The 22,277-nt window shown below is 69.5% G+C and carries 16 protein-coding genes and 1 pseudogene; 6 read left to right on the top strand and 11 right to left on the bottom strand.

The annotated features are described in order from the left end of the window. From ODJ79_RS31730 to ODJ79_RS31745, 4 genes are all read right to left on the bottom strand, one after another. A partial coding sequence (locus tag ODJ79_RS31730; RefSeq protein ID WP_411267389.1) for a hypothetical protein occupies positions 1–889 on the bottom strand: 889 nt, incomplete at its 3' end. A gap of 19 nt (positions 890–908) precedes the next feature. Beyond that, a complete protein-coding gene (locus ODJ79_RS31735; protein WP_263027304.1) occupies positions 909–1,385 on the bottom strand; it encodes a SigE family RNA polymerase sigma factor in 477 nt (158 codons plus the stop codon). Positions 1,386–1,679: 294 nt separating this feature from the next. Then, entirely contained in the window at positions 1,680–4,463 is a 2,784-nt protein-coding gene (locus ODJ79_RS31740; RefSeq protein ID WP_263027305.1) for a glycosyl hydrolase 2 galactose-binding domain-containing protein, read from the bottom strand. Positions 4,464–4,583: 120 nt separating this feature from the next. Continuing rightward, positions 4,584–5,546, bottom strand: coding sequence for an isopenicillin N synthase family dioxygenase (locus ODJ79_RS31745; protein ID WP_263027306.1), 963 nt, complete (start codon positions 5,544–5,546; stop codon positions 4,584–4,586). Between the two features lie 170 nt (positions 5,547–5,716). Here ODJ79_RS31745 and ODJ79_RS31750 point away from each other — a divergent pair, with 170 nt between their 5' ends. Beyond that, positions 5,717–7,138 carry a purine-cytosine permease family protein gene (locus ODJ79_RS31750; protein ID WP_263027307.1) on the top strand — a complete coding sequence of 474 codons (1,422 nt, stop codon included), beginning with the start codon at positions 5,717–5,719 and terminating at the stop codon, positions 7,136–7,138. Here the strand turns inward: ODJ79_RS31750 and codA are convergent. After that, on the bottom strand, positions 7,128–8,366 hold the full coding sequence (codA, locus tag ODJ79_RS31755; protein ID WP_263027308.1) for a cytosine deaminase: 1,239 nt from the start codon (positions 8,364–8,366) through the stop codon (positions 7,128–7,130). The genes ODJ79_RS31750 and codA overlap by 11 nt on opposite strands. 254 nt (positions 8,367–8,620) lie before the next feature. Between codA and ODJ79_RS31760 the strand changes: the two genes are divergently transcribed. Beyond that, entirely contained in the window at positions 8,621–9,961 is a 1,341-nt protein-coding gene (locus ODJ79_RS31760) for a glycoside hydrolase family 32 protein (RefSeq protein ID WP_263027309.1), read from the top strand. Next, complete coding sequence (locus ODJ79_RS31765) at positions 9,888–10,976, top strand: AbfB domain-containing protein (protein WP_263027310.1); 1,089 nt, start codon at positions 9,888–9,890, stop codon at positions 10,974–10,976. The genes ODJ79_RS31760 and ODJ79_RS31765 overlap by 74 nt, the downstream gene beginning before the upstream one ends. Before the next feature lie 833 nt (positions 10,977–11,809). On the opposite strand, the gene ODJ79_RS31770 is transcribed toward ODJ79_RS31765, so the two are convergent. The 4 genes from ODJ79_RS31770 to ODJ79_RS31785 all read right to left on the bottom strand — a co-directional run bounded on the left by ODJ79_RS31770 (position 11,810) and on the right by ODJ79_RS31785 (position 16,275). Beyond that, on the bottom strand, positions 11,810–12,904 hold the full coding sequence (locus ODJ79_RS31770) for a LacI family DNA-binding transcriptional regulator (RefSeq protein ID WP_263027311.1): 1,095 nt from the start codon (positions 12,902–12,904) through the stop codon (positions 11,810–11,812). A gap of 35 nt (positions 12,905–12,939) precedes the next feature. After that, on the bottom strand, positions 12,940–13,131 hold the full coding sequence (locus ODJ79_RS31775; RefSeq protein WP_263027312.1) for a hypothetical protein: 192 nt from the start codon (positions 13,129–13,131) through the stop codon (positions 12,940–12,942). Positions 13,132–13,461: 330 nt separating this feature from the next. Then, entirely contained in the window at positions 13,462–15,018 is a 1,557-nt protein-coding gene (locus tag ODJ79_RS31780) for a M4 family metallopeptidase (RefSeq protein ID WP_263027409.1), read from the bottom strand. A 468-nt stretch (positions 15,019–15,486) separates the two neighbouring features. Further along, on the bottom strand, positions 15,487–16,275 hold the full coding sequence (locus tag ODJ79_RS31785) for an SAM-dependent methyltransferase (RefSeq protein ID WP_263027313.1): 789 nt from the start codon (positions 16,273–16,275) through the stop codon (positions 15,487–15,489). A 119-nt stretch (positions 16,276–16,394) separates the two neighbouring features. Here ODJ79_RS31785 and ODJ79_RS31790 point away from each other — a divergent pair. From ODJ79_RS31790 to ODJ79_RS31800, 3 genes and pseudogenes are all read left to right on the top strand, one after another. Beyond that, positions 16,395–16,516: pseudogene (locus ODJ79_RS31790) on the top strand (IS6 family transposase); the annotation flags it as partial. 46 nt (positions 16,517–16,562) lie between these two features. Next, positions 16,563–18,227 carry a serine/threonine protein kinase gene (locus tag ODJ79_RS31795; RefSeq protein WP_263027314.1) on the top strand — a complete coding sequence of 555 codons (1,665 nt, stop codon included), beginning with the start codon at positions 16,563–16,565 and terminating at the stop codon, positions 18,225–18,227. Between the two features lie 49 nt (positions 18,228–18,276). After that, positions 18,277–18,840 (top strand): hypothetical protein, encoded by a 564-nt coding sequence (locus ODJ79_RS31800; protein WP_263027315.1) that lies wholly within the window; start codon positions 18,277–18,279, stop codon positions 18,838–18,840. A 790-nt stretch (positions 18,841–19,630) separates the two neighbouring features. On the opposite strand, the gene ODJ79_RS31805 is transcribed toward ODJ79_RS31800, so the two are convergent. Both ODJ79_RS31805 and ODJ79_RS31810 read right to left on the bottom strand, forming a co-directional pair. Next, entirely contained in the window at positions 19,631–20,332 is a 702-nt protein-coding gene (locus tag ODJ79_RS31805; protein ID WP_263027316.1) for a DUF2238 domain-containing protein, read from the bottom strand. Between the two features lie 242 nt (positions 20,333–20,574). Beyond that, a complete protein-coding gene (locus ODJ79_RS31810) occupies positions 20,575–22,056 on the bottom strand; it encodes a hypothetical protein (protein ID WP_263027317.1) in 1,482 nt (493 codons plus the stop codon). Positions 22,057–22,277: the final 221 nt, after the last annotated feature.

The following is a 22,277-nucleotide window of genomic DNA, read 5'->3' on the forward strand; positions in this document are numbered from 1 at the left end:
TGGTGCGCATCGGCCGATCGGCGTAGCCCTCCCCCCACGCGTTCGTGATGCCGTCCATCGGCAGCGCGGCAACGCTCAACGGAGTGTTGAACGGAATCATGAAGAACAGACCGGACCCCTGCGCGGGCGGTCCGGCGGGGGTACCGAAACCGATCTCCGCCGACACTCCGTAGGCGGCGATGTCCCTGCTCTCGGTGTAGGTGACCGGCAGATCGCCGGGCACCCAGCCGAACCGCACCGGTGCCCGTGCGGTACGCGGTGGCGTCAGCCGGACACTCTCGGCCAGCCGCAGCATCGCGGCGCGGCTCGTGCCGTCGTAGACGATCACCCAGGCACCGGACGTGTCCTGCCAGCCCACCGCCGCGCCGATCCGGTACAGCGACGCCCCCGGGCCGGACGCGACCGGCGCGGGCGGGTCCAGGTTTTGCACATAGAAGGCCGGGTGGCCGTGCACGGTGACCTGCTCGCCACGACGCAACCGGGTGGGGTCGAACGTGCCTGGATCGTGGGCCTCGATGGTGCCGCCGGAGTCGTCCTTGGGTGTGCCGATCGTCCGGGCGACGAGAAATTGCGTCTTGCCCTGTGTGCCGTGGGCCATCGTGAAGTAGGCCGGGCCGGGCGCCAGCTCCAAAGTGAGCTCGAACGGCTCGCGGTAATACGTCATGGGGCCGGCCGGGTTCGGCGGCGGTTCGGTGGCGGGCCATCGGACGACGAACGGCGCGCCCACCACGAGGGCTACGGCGACGACGGCCGCGGCGACCGCGCGGACCCGGCTGCGGCGACGCAGGCGTACGGCGCCGGCCTGTGCCTGTTCCACCAGGCCGGCAGCGTCGGGAGCGAGCCCGGCGTGCTGTTCGAGGGTGCTCCTGAGCTCGTCGAGGCTCGTCACAAGAAGGTCCTTTCGCTGGTCATGGAGTCATGGAGTTCGACCGCAGCGCGGCCAGCGCCCGGCTGGCATTGCTGCGCACGGTCCCGGTCCGACAGCCGAGCACTTCGGCGATCTCCAGATCGCTGAGACTCTCGTAGTAGCGCAGCACGATCACTGCCCGCTGCTGGCGCGGCAATCTCATCAGCAGGTGCCACAGGTCGTCGTCAGGTCCGGGCCGCTCCGGTGCGTGCGGCGCCGATACCCCGTCTACCGCCTCCTGACCCAGCGGCACGGTCCACACCCGCCGGCGCCGGCGCAGCGACAGGAACTCATTGGTCACCATCCGCCGCACGTAGCCGTAAGGATCCTGCACCGAGCCGATTCGGTCCCACTTCACCAGCGCCCGGGTCAGCACCTCCTGCACGATGTCGCGAGCCCCCTCGCGGTCGCCGCTGAGCAGCACCGCAAATCGCAGCAGCGAGGGCAACCGCGCCGCCGCGAACTCCTCGAAGCGCATCCGTCCTCCCGTCGGCGGACACCGTCCGGTGCCCCCAAATAAGAACGCATTCGTCGCAGGATCTGCTGCGTGTTTCCTTCTGCGGCACGTTCGTCGATCACGGGCGGGACCGCTGGCACCACCTCGTCCTGCCCGGCGCGCCTGGCGTCCTCACGCTCCAGCTTCAGGCCGCAGACGTCGGGGCGATCCGCCGTGTCTCGGCGGTGGGTTCCCCGGTGTACATGCCGCACGACGACCGTTTCGTGCACGTCGTCACCTGGTGGAAGCGGATCGAGGTGCACGCCGGCAACGTGATCACTCCGGGCGGACCGGCACGTCGATCTTCGGGGTGTTCGCGCCGGCCAGGCTGACCAGCGGGGCGGCCCCGCGTAGGTCGGCGGAGCGGTAGGTGACGGTCAGCGTCTGGGACTCGCCGGGGAACAGCGTGCCGTCGTTGTCGTCCCACAGCGCCGAGGTGACCTGGTTGTCGCCGGGCAGTTCGGCGCCGTCCGTGCTGCCGCGGCGCACGTCTGCCCGGAGGAAGAACGCGACTGCCTTCGCCGCGGTGTTGGTCACCGTGACCGTGGCGACCGTGTCGGCGCCGTCCGGGCCCGGCCGGCTTCGGGAGGTCGCCGTCGCGGCGATCGTGCCGCGCGGCATCGTGCGCAGGTCGCGCAGGTCGGCGTAGCGGGTGAAGGTGGCCTGCGGCTGGCCGATCGTCTTGTCCCAGTCGACCGCGTCTTGCTGGGCCGGGATCCAGTAGACGTTGCGGTCGAGCACGACGCCGTCCTGCCGCATGATCAGCTCGACGAACGTGGTCCCGCTCGCCGACGGCAGCTTCGGGGTGAGGACGCGGTTGCGCACCTGCTGGGCGGCGAGGGTGATGCCGCCGGCGGTCTGGTCGTCCAGCACGGCGCCGGTCCGGTCGTACACCTTCGCCTCGACGGACAGCCCTTTCCGCGTACCGCCGGTCAGGTTGTCCACCGTCACCTTCTTGCTGTCGAGTTCGAAGAGGGCGTGCACCGGCCGGTTGGCCTTGCTCGCGCCGAAGAAGCTGCCGGGCTGGTCGCCGTCGTAGTTGTAGAGACTCCACAGCAGCGTCGGCCAGCCCTTGTTCGCCTGCCAGTAGACGGTGCCGGTGGCCGGCGCGGTGGCGTTGGTGGAGTGCGCCAGGAAGGCCTCGAACTGCGCGCGGGTGTTCTCGTAGTTCTGGATCTGCGCTTCCTGGACGTAGTCCTCGAGGCTCGTCCACGCGCCGTACCGGTTGGTCAGCGCCTGGTCGAAGAGGAACAGCGTGCCGAACCGGTAGCCGCCGTGACCCGACTCGTAGTTCGCGTGGTACTGGTTGACGGCGGGCGACTGCCACAGCGCGGCCTGGTCGGCCGGGGACAGGAAGCGGTTGATCGAGTCCAGCGTGGGTACGGTGTCGCCGGCGCTCTGCTCGGTGTCCAGCGCCCACGAGCCGCCGGCGTTGGTCTGGTCGTCGCCGCCCGCGTGGCTCGTGTCGTACCAATAGATCGGCGGCACGTAGTCGTACGGTCCCTCCTTCATGCCCGACGGGCCGAGCTTCGCGGTGCTCTTGTACTCGGCCGAGGCCATCACCGGCACGGTGAAGTCGGCCTGCGCGAACCCGTCGAGCGTGGCGGTCTCCTGCGCGGCTGTCGGCGGCTCGTCGCTCCAGCCGAACGTGAAGACGCTGGGGTGGCTGCGGGCGTTCTGGCCGATCGTCAGCGCCGAGTTCCGCAGCACCGCGTCGCCTCCGGACGGGTTCTCCCACGCGTCACAGCACTGGAAGCCCGCGTACACCAGCAGGCCGGCCCGGTCGATCTGCTGGTAGAAGTCCTCCGGCATGAAGTGACCCTCGAGCCGGATGGTGTTGACGCCCAGGTTCTTGAGGATGGCGATCTGCCGGGCGGCGTCGGCCGACGAGTACCGCAGGAACAGGTCGCCGGTGAAGCCGCCGCCTCGCACCACGATCTGCTTGCCGTTGACGCGGAAGACCCGCGAACCGTCCGGTGCCGGCCCGCCTTTTCCGATCAAGGACGAGCTGACCGTACGGATGCCGAACGTGCCGACCGTCGAGTCGGACGCCGTGCCGCCCACCGTGACCGACGTGCTGAGCGTGTAGAGCGGCTGGTCGCCCAGCTGGTACGGCCACCAGATCCGCGGATTCGCGTACCGGATCGGGGCGAAGGCGACCGTCCGGGTGGCGTTCGCCGGCACGGTCACGGCCTGCGAGACGGTGACCGGGTCGGCGCCGCCCGGGCCGGCCACGGTCGCGGTCACCGTGCCGGTCGCCGCCGCCGCGGTGGTGTTGGTGACGTCGGTCTTCACGGTCAGGTCCGTGCGGCTCAGATCGGCGGCGGTGTCCGGCACGACGTGCGCGTTGCTCTCCGCCAGCGGGCCGGACACGTGCAGCTGGACCGGGAACTGGATGCCGGTGTTGTTGTCCGGCGGCAGCTGGCTCCAGTCGACGTCGTCCAGTGTGAACATCGTGGTCGGATCGTTCGGGTACACCTTCAGTGCCAGCGTGTTGGTCCCGGACCGCAGCACGCCCGCGAGGCCGAACGTGAAGCGGGTGTACGCGCCGGTCACGGTCGCGCGGGTGGCCAGCTCCCGGCCGTTGACCCAGACGTCCGCGGCGCCCACCACACCGTTGACGATCAGGCTCGCGCTCTGCCCGGCGGTCAGTCCCGGCGTGAAGTCGGCGCGGAACCACCACGGTACGGCGAACCGGGCCGTGGTGACCGGGCCGTTCTTCTTCTGGAATCCCAGGCAGGTCCGCATGGTGTCGGCGTAGAAGACGCCCGGGCATTCGCCGTTCTGCAACAACGCGGTGATCTCGGTGCCCGGCGCGCCGGCGTCGTCGGGAGTCACCGACAGCCAGCCGCGGGTGTCGAACCCGGGTGTCGAGATGGCCTGGCCGGTCTGGGTAGCCGTGGCGCTGCTGAGCACCTTCCATCCGGCGGCGCCGACGGCCGACACGGCGGACCGCTGCGCGGGGGCCGCCGGCGTCGTCCGGCCGGCCGGCGCCACGGCGCACGCGGCGGTGGCCATGACCAGTAGGAGAACCGAGGCGCGCCATTTCCGGACGATCATGTGCCCCTCCCGAGCCCGGACCGACTGTTAAACAGCCTTCCTATCCGCCGGATGCTAGCAGAGACTCACTATCTTCGATGCGCCTCGGTGGGAAATCCAAGCACGACCGAATGGTCGGCATCAGCCGAACGAGGCCGCGGCCTCCCGCTCCCGGTAGTAGTCGCCGGCCACCACTGGCGGATATTCCGTGCCGCCGCCGACCGGCGGCGCGAGCGGCGTGACGACCCGGTCCATGTCCGTTTCGCAGAAGACGATGAGGCTGATCAGTTCCTCGTTCGGATCGGCGTCCGACGGCGGCAGCACTCGGTGCCGGGTGGAACGCCACCGGTCGCCGGTCCACCGGGCGAGCAGGTCGGCGATGTTGACCGTGAAGGTGCCCGGCACGTACGGCGCGTCCGCCCACTGGCCGTCGAGGGTCTGCACCTGGAGCCCGCCGTAGCCCGGCTGCCGGTCGAGGATGGTCAGCATCCCCCAGTCGGTGTGCGGTGCGACCCGGAATTGCCCCTCGAGCGGCGCACCGGTGACCGCCAGCGCCGGATAGCGGTTGATGTTGAATGTGTGTGGCGCGTTCCGGGTCCGCTCGACGAAGTAGCCGGGTTCCAGCCCGAGCGCGGTGGCCAGCACCTCCAGCAACTCCCGATAGAGGTCCTGGACCTGGGCGGCGTACGCGGTCACCGGCTCGCGCAGGCCGGGCACCTCGGCCGGCCAGACATTCGCCATGAACCAGGCGGGGTCACCGGCCGGGTCCGCGCGCCCGAGGGTGAAGGTCTCCTTCAGGTCGGCCTTCTCCGCGTCGGCGACCTCCCCGTAGAACGCGTTCGCCTCCCGGCCGAAAGCTATCCACCCCCGCCCACCGACGCCCGTCGCGTACGCCTGCTTGACGGTGTCGGGCAGCGCGAAGAAGGCGCGGGACGACTCACGGATACGCTCCTTGACCGAATCGTCGATACCGTGCCCGCTGACCAGGAAGAACCCGGAGTCCTGCATGGCCCGGTCGAGCCGGGCAGCCAGCGCGGCGCGCTCCTTGCCGCCGGCGGCCCGCCACGCGCCGATGTCGAACAGCGGAATGTGCGGTGTCCTCATGAGTCACACCCCTGTTGAGGAGGAAAACCACCTCGACCGTACGTGCCGTCTGTTACAGACGGCTGCCGGGCGGCGCGCAACCGGCCCGAAACCCGCCCGGAATACGACCGGCGCAGATCGGCTGTGTACTCCAACGATCGAGGTCCGTCAGGATCGGAGGCGGGACACATATGACTGCGCTGGGAACACCGGCCGAGGTATCGGCCGAGGTCCGGGAGGGCACTTACGGCGCCCGGCTGACCGCTGTGGAGCCGGGTGGCGCCGGCTTCATTCCGTTGAGCGAGCGGCACGGCCGGCCGCTGAACCTGTTCTGGACGTGGACGTCGCCGAACCTGGAGTTCGCGACCGTCTTCGTCGGGGTCATCTCGGTGCTGTACTTCCAGCAGACGTTCGGCCAGGCGGTGGCCGCGATCGTGCTGGGCACGACGCTCGGGTCGGCGACTCACGGCATCCTCTCGGCGCGCGGGCCGTCGATGGGCGTGCCGCAGATGGTGCTCTCCCGCATCGGCTTCGGCTACCGCGGCAACATCCTGCCGGCCGGCCTCAACGCCATCGTGGCCGGCATCGGCTGGTTCGCGGTCAACAGCGTCAGCGGCGCGCTCGCCCTGGCCACCCTGACCGGGCTGTCCAATCTGCTCTGCCTGGTGATCGTGGTGGTCGCCCAGGTGGCGATCGCGTTCTTCGGGCACAACCTGGTGCAGGCGTTCGAGCGATACGCGTTCCCGATTCTCGCGGTGATCTTCTTGATCACCTCGATCATCACGCTGAGCAAGGCGAGCCCGTCGGCGGTGGCCGGCGGCACCGGCGGCGTCGGCGGGTTCCTGCTGACCGTCGGGGCGTCGTTCGGGTACGCGGCCGGCTGGAACCCGTACGCCACCGACTACACCCGCTACCTGCCGCCGGCGACCAGCAGGGTGGCGACCGGCGTCTGGGCCGGCCTCGGCGTCTTCGTCTCCTGCGCGTTCCTGGAGATCGTCGGCGCCGCCTCGGCCACCATCGCCGCCCCCGGCATCGAGAACCCGACCGAGGCGTTCACCAGTCACCTGCCCTCGTTCGTCGGCAACCTGACCCTGCTGGCCATCGCGCTCGGTGCGATCAGTGCCAACGCCATCAACGTCTACTCCGGCTCGATGTCGTTCCTGGCGCTCGGCATCAACGTGCCGATCGGCCTGCGCCGGGCCATCGTCTCCGGGGTGTTCGGCGTGCTCGGCTTCCTGCTGGCCTGGTCCGGGCTCAGCGACGCCGGCGAGAAGTACGAGAGCTTCCTGTTGATCATCTCGTACTGGATCGGCCCGTGGCTGGCCGTCTACTTCGCCGACTGGTACCTGCGGCGCGGCAAGCGGGTCGACGGCTTCCTCTACGACTCCAAGCACAATCCATGGGCGGGTGTGGTGGCCATGGGCGTCGGCATGGTGGTGTCCATCTGGCTGTTCTCCAACCAGACCAAGTACGTCGGGCCGGTCCCCAGGCACATGCCCGCGTTCGGCGACATCACCTTCGAGGTCGGTTTCGTCCTGGCCGCGGTGCTCTTCGTCATCCTGTTCCAGTTCCAGCGCGACCGCGACGCCGAGGAGACCGCCGTCATCGAGTGAAATCGACGTCCTCCGGTACGCCGTTCCAGACCACGGTGCTACGGGCGGGCTCGGTTTCGGCGACGATCCGGCCCGCCCGCAGCACGAGTAGCCGCGGACGCTGCAACCGCAGCGCCTCCGCCTCGCTCGTCGCGTCGAACACCACCAGATCGGCCGGGCCGCCCTCCCGGATGCCGTAGTCCTCGACCCCGAGCGCCGCGGCCGGCCCGCTGGTGATCATGTCGAGCAGCGTGCGCAGCTCGTCGTCGCCGCTCATGTGCCCGAGGTGGGCCAGCATGAACGCGGCCTGCAGCGGGTCGCCGAACCCCAGCGGGTACCACGGGTCCATCACCGAGTCGTGCCCGATCGCCACGTTCACCCCCGCCGCGAGCAGTTCCTTGACCCGGGTGTGCCCGCGCCGGATCGGTCCCGCGTCGAAACGCCCCTGGAGGACCGCGTTGTCCAGCGGGTTCGTCACCATGTGCAGCCCGGACCGGGCGATGTTGGCGATCAGTCGCGAGGCGTACGCGGCGTTGTAGGAATGCATGGCCGTGGTGTGACTGGCCGTCACCCGACCGCCCAGCCCGCGCCGGATGGTCTCGGCCACCATGGTCTCCAGGAACCGGGAGTGCTCGTCGTCGGTCTCGTCGCAGTGGATGTCGACCCGCAGCCCGTGCTCCTGGGCCAGCGTCATCGCGAACCGCACCGACTCGACGCCGTCCTCCCGGGTCAGCTCGTAGTGCGGAATCGCGCCGACCACGTCCGCGCCCAGCTCGACCGCCCGGCGCATCAGGTCCTCGCCGCCGTCGAACGACCGGATCCCCTGTTGCGGGAACGCCACCAGCTGCAGATCCACCATCTCGCGCACCTCGTCGCGCAGCTCGACCAGCGCCCGCAGCGCCCGCAACTGCGGGTCGCAGACATCGACGTGACTGCGTACGTGCTGCACCCCGCAGGCCAGCTGCCAGCGCAACACCCGCCGCACGCGGTCCTTGACGTCCTCGACGGTCAGGTCGCGCACCCGCTCGGCCCAGATCGCGATCCCCTCGAACAGCGACCCGGACACGTTCGCCCGCGGCTGCCCGACGGTGAGCACCGCGTCGAGGTGGATGTGCGGCTCGACCAGCGGAGGAGTGACCAGCCGGCCGCCCAGCTCGCGCGTCTCCTTCGCCGGGCCGGCCGGCACGATCCGCCCGCCGTCGATGCCGATGTCGCCGCGGGACGTGTTGGTGAGCAGCAGATCGATCATGCCTTGAGTCTGGCCGACGCACATTACGCGCGGAAGCCGCCGCCGAGTCCGGTGAATCGCATGCACTACGGCCGGGGAAACCCACTTGCCGTACGCCCACAACCGGAACGCCACGCCATCCGTGCCGGGCATGAAGATCTGCCCGCAGCGGCAGACAGTCCCGAATACGATGGCGAAGTCATTGATGACGATGGATCAAAAGATGGCCCCCGCATCGCCTCGTCATCGTTGCGTGACCGCAAGGAGCTGACAGCATGCAGCGTCGGACAGTCCTCAGTGGTGGCGCCGCCCTGGTCGGCGCCCTGATCACAACCGGCGCGGTGGCGCGCCCCGCCTGGGCGGCCGCCCCGGCCCCGGGCTACTACGACGAGCCGTACCGGCCGCAGTTCCACTTCTCGGCCGAGGCGAACTGGCTCAACGATCCCAACGGCCTGATCTTCTACGAGGGCGAATATCACCTGTTCTACCAGCACAACCCGGTCGGTATCACCGGCGGCGCGATGCACTGGGGACACGCCGTCAGCCGGGACCTGGTGCGCTGGACCCACCTGCCCCTCGCGCTGTATCCCGATTCACTGGGTGACATCTGGTCGGGCAGCGCGGTGGTGGATTGGAACAACACCAGCGGCTTCTTCACCGACAGCGGCGGCCGCGGCCTCGTCGCGATCTTCACCCACGCGAGCCACCCGCAACAGCAGAGCATCGCCTACAGCAGCGACCGTGGCCGCACCTGGACCAAGTACCCCGACAACCCGGTCATCGCGAACCCCGGCGTCGCCGACTTCCGTGACCCCAAGGTCTTCTGGCACGCGCCCACCCGCCGCTGGGTCATGATCGTCGCAGGTGGCCAGGTCCGCATCTACTCGTCGGCGAATCTGATCAACTGGACGCTGCAGAGCAGCGCGAACATCTACACCGAATGCCCGGACCTGTTCGCGTTGGCAGTGGACGGCGGCACCACCACAAAATGGGTGCTCAGCATGGGCGGCGCCCAGTACCACATCGGATCGTTCGACGGGCGCACCTTCACCAGCGAGGCCGGACCCTTCCCGGTGGACTCGGGCCCCGACTTCTACGCCGCGCAGTCCGTCAACGAAATGCCCGATGGCCGGCGCGTCTGGCTGGCCTGGATGCGCGGCGACGTGAACTCACCGCAGACCACCTTCATGGGCCGGATGACCATCCCTCGGGAGTTGGGGCTACGGACCTTCCCGAGCGGCGTACGCCTGGTCCAGAAGCCGATCGCTGAGCTCGCCGCCAACCGCACCGGCATCCGCACCTGGGCCGCCACCACCGTCACGCCCGGGACCAATCTGCTCGCGGACGTCACCGGCGACTGCTACGAGATCCAGGCGGAATTCCAGGCCACCGGCTCTGCGGCGACCGAGTTCGGGCTGCGGGTGCGGACCGGGCTGGGCGGTTCGCAATACACCACCATCGGGTACGCCCCGGCGCGGCAGGAGATCTTCGTCGACAAGGACCAGGGGTGGCGGCGGCTACGTCGGCCGGCACGTCGCGACGATGGCACCCGACAGCGCCGGACGGGTCCGGCTGCACGTTTTCGTCGACCGCTCCAGCATCGAGGTATTCGGTAACGACGACGTGGTGTCGTTCACCGAGCTCAGCTACCCCGACCCGGCCAGCAAAGGGCTGGAGCTTTACACCGTCGGCGGCGCGGTCACCGTGACCGCGGCGCGCTTCGCCCGGATGCGCCGCACCTGGGGCGCGAGCCCGCTGGCCACGACCCTGACCCAGTGGAGCGACGTAAGCGGCGCCTGGGCCGACACGGCCTATGGCCGCGAGGGCCGGATCGGGGCGGCGGACGGCTTCAGCCTCGCCGCGACCACCGGCGCCGACTTCACCTATGAGGGCGACATTCGGGTGCTCGGCGGATATGCCGGCGCACTGGTGTTCCGCTCGGACGCCGCAGCCTCGACCTTTTACGTGGCCAACGTCGACGTGGGCAACCAGGGAATCAAACTTTTCCGCAGCGTGAACGGCACGATCACCGATCTCGGCTGGCATCCCATGGCGCTGAGCTATCACACCACCTATCACCTCAAAGTCGTCACGGCCAGGTCGAGCATCAGGGTCTATCTCGGCGACACCCTGATCCACGACCTGCAGGATGCGTCGCGCCTCGACGGCCACTTCGGCCTGAACGTCTTCAACGGCACGGCCGCCGTACAGAACGTCTTCGTCAACGGCACCCCGATCACCCGGTACGAGGCCGGCAACGTGGCCAATTCCTTCGTCCGGCACGCGAACGGCCGTGGCCGGATCGACCCGGACGTGGTCCCGTACGCCGACAGCCAATGGCTGCTGGTCCCCGGACTCGCCGATCCGGCCGGCGTCTCGTTCGCCTCGGTGAACTTTCCCGGCGAATATCTGCGACACCGCAACGGCGAGATCTGGAAGGATCCGAACGACGGGACGGCACTGTTCCGCGCGGACGCAACCTGGTATCGCCGACCCGGACTCGGCGACGTCAACCTGATGTCCTTCGAGTCCTGTAATTACCCCGGCGAGTTCATGGCCCACAACGGCTCGCTGCTCTATCGCGACCCGACCGTTGCCGTCGCCGCGGATCAGGAGTTCCGCATTCACTGAGCCATTCCGCGCAATGTCGTGGTTGCTGGGTGCGCCGGGATTCGCTCAACCGCAACCGCCCGCGGGCACCTGCCGGACGGCAACAGAGCAGCCCTGCCCCGGACCCCTGCTGAGCCCCGGACGGCCGGGCGCTTCGCGGTCGGCCTGTGGATGAACCGGTGGATAACAGGTCGCGATCTGGGGGTAACGTACCCGGTCCTGTGGATGATCTGGGCCATCCCGAAAATCTTGAAGAATGTCCTGGTCCAGCTCTTGCGCAGGCGGTCCGATGGGGCTACAAATCTTGCACGCCGTCAGAGACGGAGGCCCGGCTCGGAGGGAAACCTAAGAGCCAGTCAGCAGGCACCAGGACCGGTTGTTCGCGAGAGCGAGCCTCCGGAGGCCAGAGCTCGCGACAGGGGCCGACGAACTGGCGAGCCATCCTGGAATGGCGCCGTTCCGGGAGGCGAGCACCGAGTCGACCGGGGTTCGCCACGGCTCTGCCGGGTGATGGTGGCGTGCTCCGCGATTTCGGCGGGCCGAGCGATCGGACCGCTGACGCCGCCGGAGCTGAGGCCCCCTTCCATCTCATACATGGAAGGGGGCCTCTTCTATGGTCCAGTATCCGGGCGCCGCCGCCCACGCCGTGGATCGACACGCCGGCGCCTCAAGAAAAGTCGATCTCCTCGCGCGGTCGGCCGGTCTCAGCCCGAATCCACCGGTGGTTGGTTCGGCCGTGTCTCGACAGGTCGTATTGAATTCTGCCGATGTGTTCGGGCGCTGGGCAGGGCGTGTGCGCCGGTCTGCCCGGCTTTCTCTTGAGGTCGCGGATGGTCGCTGCACGCGGACAGCGGCTAATCTTCATCGCTGTGGCGGGCTGAAATGACTGGCCCCCGGCCGACCGGGCCGCTGCTGTCCCGGATCACCAACTCGGTGGGAAGCAGGACGTGCTCGGCCGGTGCGGTGGCGCCGGTCCGGGCCCGCTCGATGGCGGCGGTCAGCGCGGCGGCCGCGGCCCGGCCCTTGGCGACGATGTCCTGCCGGACCGTGGTCAGCGCGGGGCGCACCTGCGCGGCCAGCGGGTTGTCGTCGAAGCCGACGACCGACAGCTCGCCGGGGACGTCGATGCCCAGGTCGGCGGCGACCTGTAGCGCCCCGTAGGCGACGGCGTCGGAGAAGCACAGCAGGGCGGTCGGCCGGTCGGGACGGTCGAGCAGCAGCCGGGCGCCCCAGCGGGCCTGCTCCAGTCCGGTGCCGTCCTGCCGGGCCGAGATCGGCTCGGCGCCGGCCGGCCCGAGCTCGTCCAGCCAGCCGAGCAACCGCTGACGGGACGCGTGGCCGTCGCTGGTCTCCGGGGCGTCGAGCAGCCCGTACGGGCCGTGCGTGCCGGACATCAGCAGGCCGATGCGCCGGTGGCCCAGTTCGAGCAGGTGCCGGGCGGCCGCGCGGGCGCCGCCTCGGTCGTCGATGTTGACGCTGGGGATGTCGTCGACCGGGTTCTGGTCTACGTAGACCAGCGGCAGCCGGCGCCGATGCAGAAAGTCGACCGCCCGCGACGTCCAGTCGCACGAGTAGAGCAGCGCGCCGTCCATAGCGACGTCGCGGGCGGGAACGATGTCGCCCTCGTCGGCCGAGGTCAGCAGGGTGAGCGACAGTCCGGTGGGGGCGAGTTCCTCGGCGATCGCGCCGAGGAAGCCGGTGGCCACCAGGTCGGTGAAGGCGAAGCGCAGCGAGTGGGTGAACACCACCCCGACCGCTCCGCTGGTGCCCTTCGCCAGGGCGCGGGCCGCCGGGTCCGGCCCGACGTAGCCCAGTTCCTGGGCGGCGGCGAGGATGCGTTCACGCAGCGCGGCGGAAAGCTGGTCAGGTTTGGAGAACGCGTTGGACACGGTCATCCGGCTCACGCCCACCCGGTCGGCGATCGTTTGCAGTGTCACCCGTGCCGCCATCGCGTCACCATAGCTCCGCCCGGGCGAGGTGGCGGTCAGCGGCAGACCGGTTCGGGCGGAGTGATGGTGTGCGCCAGCCGGATCAGAACGCGGGCCGAGGCGGCTCGCACCCGATGGGCTCGGGGCGGGCGTTCGACCACAGGAATGGCCGGCGCGTCCGGCGCGCATTCGGCGAACTGGCGACGGACCTCGGCAACACCAATGATCATGGCAATCGGAAGTTCCATGACGACCTCCTTCTGTACCGGTACAGTACGCCGACCCTTCTGTACCGGTCAAGAGGATTGTTTGCCGTAGACCTTCCCGCTGTGCGCCACCCGACGCGGCCCGCCTTGCCCACTCGGGCAGCATGGCGTGTGGTTGGAGCACCGGGGACCGCGCCGTTGACGGACCGGACCGGCAGCAGGCGGTTGCCATTTCGCGGCGGCGCGCCGGCCACCATCGCGCCCGAACGGTCAGCGTAGGACAGGAAGGCCTCCAACCCAGGTCAGTGGTGTCTCGACAACCCCGCTGAACCGTTGGAGGCCTTCATCTGTCACCGGATCCGGTCCGGATCGTCAGGGCGTGGCCCTGCCACCGGTGCAGGTAGGGTCGGCCGCCTGTGCCGGCACGGAGACCGCGTCCCACGCGGCCTTGACCGTGTTGAACTCGGTGCAGCTGCCGGGGAAGAGATTTTTCGCCGCGATAAGCGTCCAGGTGCGGTACTTCAGGTAAGACGACGTCGATGTCTTCATCAGCATCGCGTTGTACATGACCTTGATGGCGTTCTGGATGCCCAGCGGGTTGCCGACGGTCGAGCCGTTGCAGGTCGGGCTGGCCGGCTGGCCGTTGCCCGCGGAACCCTGGGCGAGCAGGTAGAACCAGTGATTGCCGGGGCCGGCGGCGTCGTGAACCTCTTCGCGCCGGGTCCTTCGCGAATAGCAGTTGTCGTTGCCCAGTGCTGACGGGTCGTACATGTTGCGGATGGGGCCGGTGCCGACCAGGTTGACCTCTTCGCCGACGAGATAGTCCGGCGGGTCGTTCGGGTTGTTGGCGTACCACTCGGTGGCCGCGCCGTAGGTGTCGGCCACGAACTCCTGGGTGTTGCCGCGGGAGATGCCGCCCGGGGTGTGCTCGTCGATGCCGTGGCCCATCTCGTGACCGAGCACATCGGCCGAGCCGATCCACTCGCCGGCCTGGTTGTGGCCGATCTCGACGTGTTCGTCGCTGGAACTGCAGAACGGACTGTTCGGGGTGCAGTATTGCGCGTTCACTTGATTCCAGCCCACCCGGATCGGCCAGCCGCCACCTGAGCCGTCGAACCCGCTGCGGCCCAGCCAGGACGACAGCATCTGCGCTTCCTTCTCCGCCGCGTACAGCGCATCGACGCAGCCGGTCTCCTTGTCCGTGCCCACCCCGTTGCCCCACGAGTCATCCGGGCCGCTGAACGTCGTGTTGGTGGCGAAGTCGTCGCACGAGAGCCTGGTGACGCTCGGGTCGAGCATCCGGTACGTGCCGCCGGACTGCGTGGTGTTGATCGTCACCGAGCCGTCGATGGCGCCGTTCCCGGTGCCGTGCACCACTCCTTCACGGGTCTGCAGCACGCTGCCGCTACGCGCGTCGACGTCGACAGTGAGCAGACTCGGACCATCTGAACCGGTGCCCGCGACGGTGGTCTCGTAGGCCAGTGCGGCCGCATCGTCGAGCGCGTAAACGACCAGCCGCGTACCCGTGACCCGGATGACACTCCGCAGCTGCTTACGAGCGACCGCCTCGGCACCCTCGGCGGTGATCGTCGGCGTCGTCGACACTTCGCCGACCGCCTGAGTCCGCGACACCGACGTGTATTTGGCGTTACCGGCGGCGTCGGTCAGGACGACAAAGTCGCCACCGACCATGGGCAGACCCTTGTACGTACGGTCGTACGGCACGTACTGCAGGTTGCCGGCCGAGATGACCGGGTGCGCCACGAAGGCCTCGTGGTCGCCCGCGTACAGGTAGGCGGGACGGCTGGCGACGAGGGCCGACGCCGTCGCCGCGGCGGCCACGGCGTCGGCCGAGCCGATGGGAACGGTCGGCTGGGCCGACGCGCTGCCAGGAACCATCACGGCCGAGGCCGCGGTGATGGTTGCCATCGCGACGACTACCGGGGTACGGGGTTTCACTCGGGCACTCCTTCCCGCCCACGGGGGCCGCGGGCAGGCTCGGTGTCCGGGTGGAGGATAGGCCCACCTGGACTTGAGCACAGATGCTAGGCATCGACCTCCGTCACCAAATCAGGGAAATCCCTTGCGCCTGGCCTGCCCATGTTTCGCACGAGTTAACCGGTTAATCGCCCACGGGCATCGATCGAAATCTCGCCTTGGTGGCGTGGAGGCGGCGACCGTTGTGTCCGGTCTGTTCGCCGCCTGTGCCGCCGTGGATGATGACGAACGGGGCGCGGCATGCGCCCAAGGACCGGATGCTGCGCGCGCAGACCGTCGCGTTGTCGTGGGAAGGCCGGGCAGTGCCGCAGATCGCCGCCGATGGCGGTCACCGTCAGCGCGATCGTGCTGGCGCTGGTGATCCTCAGCGCGGTGAGCTTGTTCCGAGCAACCGTGCGGTCAGCGCTTGACGCCTACCCCGCCGGACATCTGCACGTGGTAGTCCTCGACCTCGGCGTCCTCGACGGCCGGTCGCCATCGGTTGACCAGCACGACGCCGGGGTCGAGCAGCTGCAGGCCGCGGAACAGCGCGGTCACCTCGCCGTCGGTGCGCGCCTTCGCAGGGATGCCGCGCGCCGTGTACGTCTTGGCGCCGGCGACCGCCTGTTCGTTGTGCGCGGTGACCGTGGAGATCGCAAGCGTGCTGCCGGCCGGGAACGGCGCCAGCAGGCCGTCGATGATCTTGTGGGCCTCGTCCTCGTCGATGATGAACTGCAGCACCGCGATGAGGCTGATCGACACTGGCCGGGCAGGGTCCAGCGTGGCCAGCTCGGGCGAGCCCAGGATGCCCGCCACGTCGCGCAGATCGGCGTCGAGGTAGGCGGTCGAGCCTGCCGGGTCCGAGGTGAGCAGCGCACGAGCGTGGGTCAGCACGATCGGATCGTTGTCGACGTAGACGACGCGTGCCGTGGGGTCGACGCCCTGCACGACTTCGTGCAGGTTGGGCGAGGTAGGCAGGCCCGTGCCGATGTCGAGGAATTGTCGGATGCCGAGTTCGGCCGCGAGATGACCGGCCACCCGGGTCATGTAGCGCCGGTTGGCACGCATCGAGATCGGCAGGCTGGGAGACGACTTCACGATCTCGGCCGCCGCGGCCCGGTCAGCCTCGAAGTTGTCCTTGCCGCCGAGCAGGTAGTCGTAGATACGAGCGGAGTGCGGCACGGCTGTGTTGAGCTCGGCATGGGGCATCGTCGCAACTTACCGCACCACCATCGATTTCCGATGGCCTCAGGTAGTCACTCAAGTGAGGAACGCAGGCTCGTTGCTCCACCCCTGCTACACCGAGTGACGCGCGGCTTTTGACTGACCGGACCGCCCAGGTGGTGATCGCCGGACATGCCTTCGTCCAGTACTTTCGCCGCGGACACTACGAACTCGCCGTTGACGTCCGTCCGCGACGCGGATCGCCATGGCGTTCACTGACCTCGCCCGGCCTGAGCGACGTATCGACGCATGCCAGGGGTATGGTCCTACGCGTGAGTCATCCGCTGCGGCCCGGGGATCCGCGCAGGCTGGGCGACTATCAGCTGCTGGGCCGGCTCGGTGAGGGCGGGATGGGCACGGTTTTCCTCGGCCGCGGGTCGGATGACCGGCTGGTCGCGGTGAAGGTCATCCGTCCGGAGTACTCGGTCGAGGCGGAGTTCCGTGCTCGTTTCCGCAGCGAGGTCAATCGCGCCCGGCAGGTGCCGCCGTTCTGCACGGCCGAGGTGCTCGACGCCGACCCGGACCATCCCACGCCGTATCTGGTCGTGGAGTACGTGGATGGGCCCAGCCTCGCCGAGGTGATCAAGGAGCAGGGTCCGCTCACGGCCGGCAACCTGCACAGCGTGGCGGTCGGCGTGGCGACCGCGCTCGCCGCGATCCACGGCGCCGGCGTGATCCACCGCGATCTGAAACCGCAGAACGTGCTCTTTTCGCTCGGCACGCCGAAGGTGATCGATTTCGGCATCGCCCGCGCGCTCGAGGTGACCAGCCAACACACCCGCACCGATCAGATGGTCGGCACGGTCGCCTATATGGCCCCCGAGCGGTTCGATGCCGACTCCGGCCACACCGTGAGTCCGGCCGCCGACGTGTTTGCCTGGGGTGCGGTGGTGGCCTATGCGGGAACGGGCCGCACCCCCTTCCGCGCCGACTCGGCCGCGGCCACCGCCGCCCGCATCCTGACTCAGCCGCCGGAACTGTCCGGCCTCAACGGCGCCCTGCGTGACCTGGTGGCGCGCTCGCTGGCGAAGGATCCGCTGGACCGCCCTACCGCGCACGAGCTGCTCGACCTGCTGCTGGCCACGGACCCCCGGGGCGACGGAGCGCTGGCCCGCCCGGAGCTGCGCCGGGCCGCCGAGGCGGCCCAGCAGACCGGCCGGTTCCGCGCCGCGCAGCTCAGACGCCGCCGGGTCGTCCGCGTCGTGCGCGTTATTGCCGCGGCGTTCGTCCTGATGGTGACAGCCGGGGCCGGGCTGATCGCGACGCCGCCCGGCCGCCAGGTCCTGGGCGCCGTCGGCGGCGCCGTGGCCGCGTTCGGCAACGCCGAGGTGGACTACTCCGGCACCCAGAGCGCTGGCCCGAGCACGTCGCCGGCACCGTCGGCGTCGGCCGTCCGCGTCGTGCAAGGGCCCTCCGTGATCGACCGCCTGGACCGGCCCGGCCAATGGACCGCCACGCGGGACCAGAGCGGCAACTGCGTCTTCCGCGGCCGTCTCCTCGTGACCACGACGCTGTCCAGCGTCTATCAGTGCACGGGGCCGAAAGACATCTTCTCCGGCAACCAGTCCGTCGCGGTCGACGCCACCCTGGTCAGCTCAGGAGCGTGCGCGGTGATCTGGATCCGCTTCGTCGCCGACAGCGGATATCAGGTGTCCCTGTGCCACGACGAGGTCCGGATCGGCTTGGACAACAACGGCGACGTCACCGGCGAGTCGAAGACGCGGACCGGCGCCTTCGCCGACGGCGGCGCGCACCGGGTCGCCGTCGACGTCCACAACGACGCCGCGACGGTCGCGGTGGACGGCCAGAAACTTGTCACCTTGGCGCTCACCGACCCGTCCCTGGCGGCCGGCCAGGTCGTTCTCGGTGCCGTCAACGACGCGAACGACGGCGATTCGCAGGCCGCCTTCGCCCACGTCGAGATCCGATCACTGTGACCGCCACGCTTTATCCCCGTCACACGTAAGCCTCGACAATATGGCGCCCATGACATCGAAGATCCCCACAGTCGTCCTTGCCGCCCTGCTCGCCCCGGTCTTGCCGGCCACCGCCGGCTGCGCCGCCACCGGACGGAACAAACCGGCCGGCACGCCCAGCCGGGCCGCCGGCACCGGCACGCCGAGCAGCAAGGCGCCGGCACCGGGCCCGACCTTCGCCGACCTCACCACGGGCAGCAAGACCTCGGTGGTCAAGCTCTACTCGTACGACGCCAAGGCGCACTCAGCCGTGGTGGAGCCGATCATCTTCCTGGACGGGCCGACCTTCTGCAAAGCCTTCAAGATCAAGGCGAGCGACCCGCAGTGCGGCCGCGACTGGCAGGACGCGGAGAGCCACACCAAGGTCACCCTGCCGGTCCGCGACAAGCCGAAGCTGACCCAGTGGGACAACCACAGGAACGGCGACTGCACCGGCACAATCACCTCCGGGGCGATCTGCCCGGCGACGGAGTCCGAGTTCGCCACGTGGCTCAAAGCCAACCCCGCGGGCTTCGCGGTGATCACCACGGCCGACGGAACGGTCACCAAGATCGCCCAGATGTACACACCCTGACGTCGGACGCCATCCAGGCCAGGCGCCCGGAGATCAGCGTTGCGGCGCTGCGCTGGCCGCAGCGGTGTGGGACAACGAGGAGATCGGTGCCGCCGTGGTCATGCGATCGACCTGACCCTCAGGAACGCGGCCGCACCGCGTTGGTCGTCCATCCTTCATTTGACGCCGGCACAATGGGGGCGGCTCAGCGCCTTGGCGCCGGCAGCCAATCAGTGCGACAGCTACCTCTCTGAGCGGGGTAGTCTGCCGCGCGGCGACGTCGCCCGTTTGCGGCGCGTTCGCAACAGCCTCGCCCACCCAGGGAAGACGTCGCCCGCCCGCTACGACTTCGACGCGGCGCTGCACACCGCACGGGAGCTGCGACGCCGCTTGCTGAGCACGTAATCGGCTTGCGAGTACGGCAGGATCTGATCGATAACGCAGCTTCGGTGGAAGCGGACCACGAGCGACAACCTGCGGGACACTGTGGAGGGCGAACGCGGCGGACGCGTTGGTGCACGTCGGCCAGTACACGGGATCGTTCAAGTGACTCGAACGCCGCGCGGTCCTGAGTGGCAATCAGCTCGGAAGTACTCGAATCCGTCTCGAGCAGCGGTCGACACCGTCGCCTCGGCGGACTCCTCCACGAATACGCTCATGCTGCCTGACCTGCGCGGATGAGATTTCCGGCATCCGCACGTGTAGACGAAAAAGCGTCCCAGTTGCCGGTTGGAAGGCGTTGGGCGTCTGCCCGGCTACTTCCGAGCAGTGAGCATCTACAACAGAGATCTGGAGGGCCGGGTCGACAAAGTCACGGGCGCTCACCGGCTCGCCCAGCGTGAGCTGGCCGCCGCCGGCGGGCGACGGCGACGGCGACCCCGACAATGGCGCCGAGCGTGGCGAACGTCATGTCCTTGTGCGCGTCCCACATGTCGCCCTGCTGGCCGTTGTACGCCTCGGCCGCGCCGGGTGCGAGCGTCATCGCGATGGCCCACTCGAACAGCTCGTACAGCGCGCTGGTGGAGAGGACCACGTCGACCGCGAGCAGCGCGGCCCAGCGCGTCCGTAGGCCGCGCCACTCCCGCAGGGCCCAGAAGACGACCGGGCCGAAACACAGGCCGTAGCTGGCATGCACCAGGCGGTCGAAGTGGTTGCGGTGCCAGCCGAACACGTCGGCGGTTCGGAAGCCGAATAGGTGCTCGGTCCAGTCGTCGTAGGGCACGAACGAGTAGATCCACCGCGCCGCGATCGTGTGCAGGGTCAGGAAGATCAGGATCAGCAGGAACGACGCGTACGGCAGCGGGCGGCGCCGGTGCACCAGCAGCAGCGCCAGCAGGCCGAGCGCGGTCAGCGAGTGGTGCAGGGCCTGCTCGGCCGGGTAGATGGGGCGCCACCAGGTGGCCACGAGCACCATCAGGAACGCGGCCAGCGTCCACCGGTGTGCCTTCGACGACGACGGCGCCGCCCGGCTCGCCGGCTCGAGCAGCGCGACCCGACCCCCGTGCTCATCCACGACGATCAGTCAACGGGGCGCTGATCTCGAAGCAGTCACGGGTCGGCGGCAACCTCCGGTCAACCGCCGTGCCACGGAGCCGGGTCTTCCAGGCGGCGCGGAGAAGCCGGGCGGATGTCGCCCGCGGAGCCGCTCGTGCGACGTCGTCGTGAGTGAGGACTTCATCGCCGAGAGGGGATCATGAAAAGCCGGCCGACGAACCGGTCGTTCACTCGTGATCCGGTAGCGAAACGCCGCCGCAGTCAGCCGGCGATCACGTCCACGTAGTCGATCTTGTTGTTTGCCGCGCCGCTGGCGTTGGTGATTGTCAGGCGGCCGTCGGCGACCGTGACTCGGGACGTGCCCTCGACCCAGTGGTTGGTGGTCGTCGGGGTGCCGGCGGCCGTCACCGTGCCCTCGACCGCGATGCGGTACGTGCTGTCGGTGTTGATCGGGTCGCCGGCCACGACGTGCACCGTGTACGTCCCGTTGGGCACCGCCAGCTCCCACGTCGTGGCGCCGCCCGCCTTCTGCATGTGGGTGAGCGTGTCGTAGCGCTGGTCGGGCGAGCCGGCCGCGTTGCGGTCGCGGGCGTTGGCGGTGTTGTCGATGTTCCAGCCGTAGGACAGGCCGCCGCCGCGGGTGCCGTAGGCCGCGCCGGTGTCGGCGACGTAGCCGGCCGGGAGCGCGGCGCCCGATGGCGCGAAGTTGACGTTGGCGGACCGGGTCGGCGTGAGGCGGTAGCCGCGCAGGACGCCGTTGTGCAGGCCGACGCCGACGATCTCGCCGCGGTCGTTGATGCCGTTGGCCTCGCGCAGCGTCCAGCCCGAGCCGGCCGGGACCAGCGTGTCGAGCGCCGTGATCGTGGTGCCCGACTGCCAGATCCAGGCGCGCGGGGCCACGCACGGCGAGCACAGCGGGTCGGACGTGCCGACGACCTGGCCGGCGGCGTTGACCGCGCGGGCGGTGCTGAACTGGATGCCGTCCACGGTCCCGATGTCGGTGATGGCGCCGTTGCGCCAGGTCGCGGCGTGCGAGCCGGAGGCCGTGCCCGCGATACCGACGATGAGGCCGGCGTTGTTGATGCCGTAGGCGCTGCCGCCCCCGCCGCCGGGCAGGCCGGGCAGCGTGGTCAGGGTGCCGGACTGCCAGACGTACGGGCCGGGGCCGCCGACGACCTGGCCGCGGCCGTTGATCCCGCGGGCGAGGCCGACGTCGCCGAGCGCGGTCGGGGTGCCATCGACGCCGTAGAGGATGCCGTACGGGTCGCCCTCCGAGTTCGCCGGGCGCTGGCCGCCTGCGACCCGGCCCGACGCGTCGATGGCCAGGCCCTGGCCGAGGCGGTTGGTCTGCGTGCCGCCGAGGTCCTGGATGGCGCCGGCGGCGCTCCATCGCACCGGGTAGGCGTAGCCGCCGCCGGTGCGGTCGGCGGAGCCGGCGACCTGGCCGGAGTCGTTGACGCCGTTGGCGATGCTTGTCGAACCGCCGGGCAGGCCGCCGAGGTCGGTGCGGGCGCCGGCGGCGCTCCACCTGGCCGCGTGCGGCACGGAGTCGGCGCCCGTCACGTTGCCGGCGACGATGCCGGAGTTGCTGATCGCGTTGGCCCCGCTGGTGCTGCCGGCGGGCGTGCTCAGCTCGGTGACGGTGTAGCGGGGCGGCGCGGTGGCGTGCGCGGCCGGTGCGAAGGGAACGACCGCGACGGATGCGGCCAGGAGCAGGACGGTGGCGCGAGCTGATCGGATCATGAGGGAGTTCTCCGATGCAACGTTGCGACGATGATCAAAAGACGTCGATGGCTGTCGATGAGCGACACTTTACGCTGAGACGAACGCAAACCGTCGAGATCCCTGTTTTTCGATGTGCTGACATGTCGATGTCTGTTGGTTCAGCGTCGGTGCCCAGCCGCAGCACGGCCCGCGCTGAGGAGCCGCCCGGCACGAGCCCTGCGTTCCAGGTCGTCATCGAC

It is taken from the genome of Actinoplanes sp. KI2 (assembly GCF_025630775.1).
GTDB lineage: Bacteria > Actinomycetota > Actinomycetes > Mycobacteriales > Micromonosporaceae > Actinoplanes.

Excerpts from the sequence above, each read along its gene's own strand:
- ODJ79_RS31735 (WP_263027304.1), bottom strand. The coding sequence starts at position 1,385 with ATGCGCTTCGAGGAGTTCGCGGCGGCGCGGTTGCCCTCGCTGCTGCGA.
- ODJ79_RS31740 (WP_263027305.1), bottom strand. The coding sequence starts at position 4,463 with ATGATCGTCCGGAAATGGCGCGCCTCGGTTCTCCTACTGGTCATGGCC.
- ODJ79_RS31745 (WP_263027306.1), bottom strand. The coding sequence starts at position 5,546 with ATGAGGACACCGCACATTCCGCTGTTCGACATCGGCGCGTGGCGGGCC.
- ODJ79_RS31750 (WP_263027307.1), top strand. The coding sequence starts at position 5,717 with ATGACTGCGCTGGGAACACCGGCCGAGGTATCGGCCGAGGTCCGGGAG.
- codA (WP_263027308.1), bottom strand. The coding sequence starts at position 8,366 with ATGATCGATCTGCTGCTCACCAACACGTCCCGCGGCGACATCGGCATC.
- ODJ79_RS31760 (WP_263027309.1), top strand. The coding sequence starts at position 8,621 with ATGCAGCGTCGGACAGTCCTCAGTGGTGGCGCCGCCCTGGTCGGCGCC.
- ODJ79_RS31765 (WP_263027310.1), top strand. The coding sequence starts at position 9,888 with ATGGCACCCGACAGCGCCGGACGGGTCCGGCTGCACGTTTTCGTCGAC.
- ODJ79_RS31770 (WP_263027311.1), bottom strand. The coding sequence starts at position 12,904 with ATGGCGGCACGGGTGACACTGCAAACGATCGCCGACCGGGTGGGCGTG.
- ODJ79_RS31775 (WP_263027312.1), bottom strand. The coding sequence starts at position 13,131 with ATGGAACTTCCGATTGCCATGATCATTGGTGTTGCCGAGGTCCGTCGC.
- ODJ79_RS31780 (WP_263027409.1), bottom strand. The coding sequence starts at position 15,018 with ATGGCAACCATCACCGCGGCCTCGGCCGTGATGGTTCCTGGCAGCGCG.
- ODJ79_RS31785 (WP_263027313.1), bottom strand. The coding sequence starts at position 16,275 with ATGCCCCATGCCGAGCTCAACACAGCCGTGCCGCACTCCGCTCGTATC.
- ODJ79_RS31800 (WP_263027315.1), top strand. The coding sequence starts at position 18,277 with ATGACATCGAAGATCCCCACAGTCGTCCTTGCCGCCCTGCTCGCCCCG.
- ODJ79_RS31810 (WP_263027317.1), bottom strand. The coding sequence starts at position 22,056 with ATGATCCGATCAGCTCGCGCCACCGTCCTGCTCCTGGCCGCATCCGTC.